Origin of the sequence: Pseudomonas sp. K5002 (assembly GCF_013386655.1) — a bacterium.
GTDB lineage: Bacteria > Pseudomonadota > Gammaproteobacteria > Pseudomonadales > Pseudomonadaceae > Aquipseudomonas.
The window spans coordinates 1096-7579 of sequence record NZ_JACARK010000833.1 but is presented as its reverse complement, the minus strand read 5'-3'; the positions used below and the strand labels follow the sequence as shown (position 1 = coordinate 7579).

Sequence of the window (6484 nt, the reverse complement as noted above, 5' to 3'; positions counted from 1 at the left end):
AGCCCGGCATTGCCGCCGGAGGGGCATACCACCGTGGTCTTGCCCTGGCTCGCCGCGTAGGCGCACAGCGTGGTCATGCCGCGCAACTTGAACGAGCCACAGGGTTGCAGGTTCTCGAGCTTCAGCCAGACCCGCCGGGTAGCGGTAGACAAGCCGGGGTGCAGGATCAACGGGGTGCGAATCGGCAGCATTGGTCATTTCCTGATCGGTCGTACCCATCATATACCAGGCCACGTGCTGTATCTGAGCTAGGCTGGTTGGGTTAAGTTGCTTGCGGTGTGTGATAGTGGCAAATGGCTTTGTCTTCGCTCGGTGATCGGTTACCTTATCGCCCCTGGATGGCTTCTATGGCCATTGCGCAATGCTCGACACAAGGATGGTCATGTAGCGGGAGTTTTTTCACGCCTCCCTTGTGTCGATCTCACCGACTGACACGAGTAGATCCATGTCCAATTGCCTGGTATCACTGTCCGAACAAGCCTTTTTTACGATTGCCACTTCTGCGCTGGAGGCTTACCGCGTTGATCACTCTGCCGATCTGGACGGTACCGGGATCAAGTTGGAGACCTTTGGTTATCTGTGGGGCCATCTCAGCTCAACCAGTATGAACGAGACCGTGTACCGTATCAGCCAGGCAAATGTATCGACTGCCGCTCACCGCACGGGGGATTCCGTTACTGCCCGCGACGATGCCTATACCTTGAAAAATACCTTCGTCGAATCATTCTTTCCGGAACTGCGTTTTCTCGGAGACTTTCACAGCCATCCTTACAGTCAGGAACGTGACGCCGTGCGCACTGAGCTGGACTTGGAGCGCAACGAGTTTTACCGGTTCTCAACTGCGGATATGCGTAGCGCCAAAGCTCAACAGGATGCGTGCAAGGACTACCGCGTTGGCTTGGTAATTACTGTATTTGAGCGTGAGGAACAGGTCGCACGTTCCAACAAGTACCTTGATGATCAGAGTTGTATCCGTTTCCAATACGACAACATGACAATCTGGATCAAGGCATACGTGTGGGCGGGTGATGATTACCGTAGAAAGGCCGACAAAATGGTGACGCTTATTTGTCCTCCTGCTGGTTTCAGTTTGCAAGTCTGAGACGGACGCTTTGTGCTTTAACGATTCACGCCCGTTCAGCCGTAAAAAGACCTAGTGGCTTCGGAGAGCTAAGCCAATGTTGTTGGATTTGAAAGATGACACCCAGCTGAAAGCCGCTTGTAAAAGCGCGCTTGAGCAAACGCGCACCCAACCTGGAAATCAGGAGTGGCGTAATCGACTGATGGTCTTGCTCGAAAAAGTGCGCGAGTCGGATCACGATGAGTTCACCAGTGAGGCATTTCAGCGAATGCTTTGGGACAGCCGGGCTATTTCAGCCACAGGCATGGGCAGTGTCGACATTTCATTGGTGGCAGCCGATGGGCAAATCGCCGAGGTCTTATGGCAGCTAAAGTCAACCTATCGAGTGTTGCTCCCTGATGCCGTGGAGATGTTGATTGATTCCACTTGGGCACAGGTACTTGCCTTGGTAGAGCTCAAGGTCAAGCGCCGGCCTTTGCTGAAGTTATGTCGGTTGCTCGCGGCTATTTGTCCTGAATACTTCACGACTATTACCAATTTCCGAAAGCTCCACGAGCTGGCTATCGCGATGGGGTTTGACGGTCCCCTGGGGCATGGCCTGTCGGAGCAACGCTGGGTAATGGCGCGATTGAAGGGGGTTCTTGACGATCCTGGCCCAGGGCTGACGCAATTTTTTGTTGAGCATATGACCGTGCCTTGGTTGTTGTACGTCAATCACGTCCAAAAGGCGGAGTTGGAGGCGACGGAGGTATCAGACCTGGCTACCGGAGAGGAGCGCCTCAACCCATTACCTGCAGATCGTCGGCGCCGTGGCATGTTGGCTATTGGTGGGGGCTCATCAACCATTCGTTCAATGATCGAGTTTGCTCGTGAAGGCTGCACGCGCGAAGATTTCCGTGAGCACATGCATTCAATTAACCCCGGCCATGTAACCGGCACCCTCAACACTCAAATCAATGCGTTGATTGCGGAGTGGGGTGTATTGCGGCCTGACGGAGACAACCTTTACCTGACGCCAAGAGGCGAAAGTTTCCTTGAGTCTGGCGACCCGGATGATTTCTGCGATTGGTTGTTAACGCGTATTCTCGGGTTCGACAACATGCTCTATCTATTGATGCAGGAACCTTTGACTGTAAAGGCCCTGGCGCTGGAACTACAAAAGGTCAATCCAGGCTGGACCAGCAACTTTGTTCCGAGCTCACTGATCAACTGGTTGCGCAGCCTGAAGCTTGTTGAGTTGGCCTCCGACAAGACCTTGCAGTTGACCGAGCGTGGATTGACTTGGGCCGAACGTATTCATTGGGTTCCAGGTTTGCTCGGAGGGGACCCGGTACTGGTGCCACAAGAAACCTCGCCCGACTACCAAGGCTATATCAACCGTCCGAAACTGGGAGAGATTCTTGAGAGTTTCGACGACAACATTGTCTTGCGCCCTGAACTCATAGGCCAGCTCGATGCCGGCCTGTGGAGCCATCACCGTCGTCATCTTGCCGTATTGACGGGGTTGAGCGGTGCTGGGAAAACACTGCTGGCCCGAGGTTATGCATTGGGCTTACGGCACGGGGAAAAAGATCCCGCGCAGGGTTTGCTGACCGTTGCGGTACAACCGGGTTGGCACGATCCGTCTTGCTTGTTGGGATACATTAACCCGATTAATAATGAAGTCTATGTGCGGACGGCGCTCCTTGATTTTCTGTTGTGTGCCAGTGCAGATCCAGACCGTGCCTACACTGTGGTCCTGGACGAAATGAATCTGTCGCACCCCGAGCAGTACCTCGCACCGCTGTTGTCGGCAATGGAAACCGGTGACCGGATCGAGTTGCACGCCCAAGGCGTCGAGATTAATGGGATTCCAGCCAGCCTCGACTACCCCGCGAACCTCTTTATCATCGGTACCGTCAATATGGACGAAACCACCCATGGACTCAGCGACAAGGTGCTTGATCGTGCCTGCGTGATTGAGTTCTGGGATATTGACGTGGACGCCTTTCCTGGTTGGAAAAATAGTCCGCTTTCCAGCGAGCAGACCCACAAAGTCCAGCAGGCACTCAAGGATCTGGTCGCAGCACTTCGTCCCGTCAGGCTGCATTTCGGCTGGCGCACGATCAGCGATGTAATGGGCTATATCCGCGAGGCGTTGCGCTGGAACGTTATCGACTTTGAAAGTGCGTTGGACCAGGCTATCTATTCCAAAGTATTACCCAAACTGCGCGGTGAGGACTCGCCCCGTATTCAACGGGCGTTTGCTGCAGTGCAGGTAGTACTCAAACAGAATGAACTTACGCAATCGCAGGCCAAGATGCATGAGTTGCTGGAAGACCTCCAGTACCTGGGTTCTGCCCGGTTCTGGCGTTAAGCATGGGGCAGATTGTCTGCGTTGACCACTCAGGTCGCTTATTCAGCATCAGCCCGGATCAGCTGTGTTCAGGGTTCCATGAGCAGGGTCGTTATGTCTTTCTGATCCCCGAAGGGGCAGGCCAGTTATTTGTCGATGACGTCGCTCTGGCGGCCGGCCGGCATGAGCAACAGATGGCCTGGGTGTGGGAGCCAGGCTTCTATGCGGGGGAAGTCGCTGCTGAGCTCACAGATGTCAGCGGCAACGTTGTCGCTCTTTATCGCCTGTCTGTAGCGCCACAAGGCGAAAAACTCGAACAGGCTTCGTTTGAGCGGATGATCGCCGACATCCAGGCTTTCGACCCAAGTTTGTTGATGGGGACCGAATACACGAAAAGCCAGATCGGCGTGCAAGGTGAAGTGACGAATGTGCATCTGCAATACGCGCGCTTGCGTTGTTATGGCGACGCATTTTTGAAGGCTATGCGTAGGGTGACCAAAAGCCCACTGACGAGGCTGCGCCGAGAGCGGACAATTCAGGGGTTGAACAAGGTCAGACGGCTGGACCGATACTCTGTGCACAAGGCTATGCGCAATCCTGCAATGTTGCCGGTGTTGAACGGGCAATCCAGCAACTTCGGTACTCCCGGGCCCATTGCCTTTGACGTTTCGACGGTATTCAACGACCTTGATAATGCTGCGAACCAGACGCTCTGCGCGGTTCTGCGCGCTGTGGCTCGGCGCGCGGGGCAAGTGATCGCGGGGTTAAGTCGGCTCAGTGAGCAGAAGGAACAGGACGGTGCTCGTTCGTTACTGGTGCCAAGGCTCGCGCGCCGTATGGCGTACCTGAATCGCCTACAGCATGACCTGCGACGAATTGCGCGCAGTGAGCCCTTTACATCAATAAAGACGGCGCATATTTCATCGGCCGGGTTGAACGCTATTTCGGCGCATCCACTGTACGCAAGCGCTTATCGGGTGGGCTGGCACGCTCTGCGTAATGGGGTGGGTGGTGAGTTGAGCGATGAAAGGCATTGGATGAGTCCTACCTGGGAAGTCTACGAACGGTGGTGTTACCTCCAAGTAGTCAAAACCTTGCAAGCGCGCTATTCACACATGGTCTGGCAAAGGGATTGCGTTTCGAACAAAGCTGAATGCATTGCCTTCAACGCAATCGCACCCAATATCGAGCTCAATGTATGGCTTCAGGTCCGCTGCCCGGCATTCGATAAAAAACCCAACCGGGGCTTCGCCAGTATTTCGCGGCAGCGTTTCCCGGATATTGTCATCACCCTTGAGGCCCATGGTCAGAAGCGTTTTTTGGTGCTGGATGCGAAGTATCGAGCCAGCCGCTATGGCGTACTGGATGCAATGCAATCCGCGCATATCTATCGGGACAGTTTGCGCTGGCAAGACCGGGGTCCTGATTGCACGTTGTTACTCGTACCAAAAAAGGGCGGAGTACCTTCATTGGAAACCACACAGTACAGGGATACATACGGGGTTGGCGTCGTGGCGCTGGGTGTTGGGGAGGACCTCAATACGCTGGGCGAATTGCTTCATGGCCTGTTGGGACCGGCTATCACTTCACACACTGAGGTCCAGTAACCACAATACCAGCGTTTAAGACCTCTTCGATCTGCGCAAGTCCTGACGCTGATCCGACATTCTGACAACGAAGACTTTTCCCGCTCTCGTTTGAGGCCTTGGATCTACCACCCCCGTAACCGCTCCCAAACCTGCACCTCACCATTCTCCAGCAGCGCGCCATAGCTGCCGAACTGCGTCCCCGTAGCACACGCATGGTTAGGCAAAACCCTCAGCCGCGTCCCCAGCGGAAACCGCTCAACCACATCCACCGCCGCCCCGTCGAACCAAGCCACCCCATGCTCCTGATTCGCGCTGCCCACCAGCAACCCCTCAATCACCTCGCCACCCTCGGTACACACCTGCCCATAACCAAAATCCCGCTTCTGCGACTGCGTCCCACGATCCCGACTCATCGCCATCCATCCCGCGTCAGTGATGATCCAGCCTTTCTCCGCCTGATGCCCGATCACCGTAGTCAGCACACTCAGCGCGAGTTCATCGATACGGCACACCCCAATGTTATGCATCACCAAATCAAAAAACGCATAAACCCCGGCCCGCAACTCAGTCACACCTTCCAGGCTCACCGCTGACAGCGCCGTGGGCGTCGAACCCACACTCACCTGCAAGCAAGGCAACCCCGCCCCCCGAATCACCTCGGCCGCTGCAACACAGCGCGCCCGTTCCTGCTCGGCAATCGCCCGCAACGCCTCAGGCGTATCCAGCCCGTAACTTTCCCCGGCATGAGTCAACACCCCGGCAAGCATCCCGCCGCCATACAGCAGCCTGGCGATCTCCAGCAACAGCGGATCCTGAGGCTTCACCCCGGACCGGTGCCCATCACAGTCAATCTCAATCAGCACCGCAAAAACCTCACCCTGCAGCGCACCAAACTCGACAATCGCCCGGGCCCCGGCAAGGCTGTCGGTGATCAGCGTCAGCGCACACCCCTGACGACGCAACGCCAACGCCTGAGGCAATTTATGCGGCGCCATCGCCACCGCATACAGAACGTCCCGAATGCCGAGGTCGAAAAAATACTCGGCCTCCTTCAACGTCGAAACCGTAATCCCCGTGGCCCCGGCAGCGATTTGCGCCGCCACCACCTCGGCACATTTATGGGTCTTCACATGGGGCCGCAAGCTCACACCCAAGTCATCGGCACGCTGCTGCATACGCAGGATATTGCGCTGCATCCGGCTCACATCCAGCAAAGCTGTCGGGGTTTCCATCGTGCACACTCCAAAAGGTAAATTGACGGTCTATCCAGTACTGGATATGTTGTCTGAATGAAAAAACACACTCCCGAACAAGCGGCCTTGATCAGCCAGCTCGAACAGATTGCCGAAGGCCTGAGCAAGACCTTCAGCCCGTTTTGCGAGGTCGTGCTGCACGACCTGCGCGACCCGCAGCACGCAATCATGGCCATCCACAACAACCTCTCCGGGCGCCAGCCGGGTGACCCGGCCACCGAGCTGG

6 protein-coding genes are annotated in these 6484 nt (G+C 55.9%); 4 read left to right on the top strand and 2 right to left on the bottom strand.

Features of this window, described 5'->3' with window-relative positions; all coding sequences use genetic code 11:
* Positions 1-191 (bottom strand): pyridoxal-phosphate dependent enzyme (locus HX846_RS29495; protein ID WP_178966716.1); only part of this gene is annotated, 191 nt, incomplete at its 3' end.
* Between the two features lie 254 nt (positions 192-445).
* Here HX846_RS29495 and HX846_RS29490 point away from each other — a divergent pair.
* The 3 genes from HX846_RS29490 (at position 446) to HX846_RS29480 (ending at position 5023) form a co-directional block, all read left to right on the top strand.
* Positions 446-1102, top strand: coding sequence for a hypothetical protein (locus HX846_RS29490; protein WP_178966715.1), 657 nt, complete (start codon positions 446-448; stop codon positions 1100-1102).
* A gap of 76 nt (positions 1103-1178) precedes the next feature.
* Positions 1179-3437 carry an McrB family protein gene (locus HX846_RS29485; RefSeq protein ID WP_178966714.1) on the top strand — a complete coding sequence of 753 codons (2259 nt, stop codon included), beginning with the start codon at positions 1179-1181 and terminating at the stop codon, positions 3435-3437.
* A 2-nt stretch (positions 3438-3439) separates the two neighbouring features.
* Positions 3440-5023, top strand: a complete 1584-nt coding sequence (locus HX846_RS29480; RefSeq protein WP_178912246.1) for a nuclease domain-containing protein — start codon at positions 3440-3442, stop codon at positions 5021-5023.
* Positions 5024-5127: 104 nt separating this feature from the next.
* Here the strand turns inward: HX846_RS29480 and HX846_RS29475 are convergent, their stop codons facing one another.
* Complete coding sequence (locus HX846_RS29475) at positions 5128-6237, bottom strand: DSD1 family PLP-dependent enzyme (protein ID WP_178966713.1); 1110 nt, start codon at positions 6235-6237, stop codon at positions 5128-5130.
* 57 nt (positions 6238-6294) lie between these two features.
* Between HX846_RS29475 and HX846_RS39795 the strand changes: the two genes are divergently transcribed.
* Positions 6295-6484: PAS domain-containing protein (locus tag HX846_RS39795; protein WP_256740085.1), on the top strand; the 190-nt coding region annotated here is incomplete at its 3' end.

What these genes read in the sequence shown, in the direction of transcription:
- HX846_RS29485 (WP_178966714.1), top strand. Translation starts at nt 1,179, where the DNA reads ATGTTGTTGGATTTGAAAGATGACACCCAGCTGAAAGCCGCTTGTAAA.
- HX846_RS29480 (WP_178912246.1), top strand. Translation starts at nt 3,440, where the DNA reads ATGGGGCAGATTGTCTGCGTTGACCACTCAGGTCGCTTATTCAGCATC.
- HX846_RS29475 (WP_178966713.1), bottom strand. Translation starts at nt 6,237, where the DNA reads ATGGAAACCCCGACAGCTTTGCTGGATGTGAGCCGGATGCAGCGCAAT.
- HX846_RS29490 (WP_178966715.1), top strand. Translation starts at nt 446, where the DNA reads ATGTCCAATTGCCTGGTATCACTGTCCGAACAAGCCTTTTTTACGATT.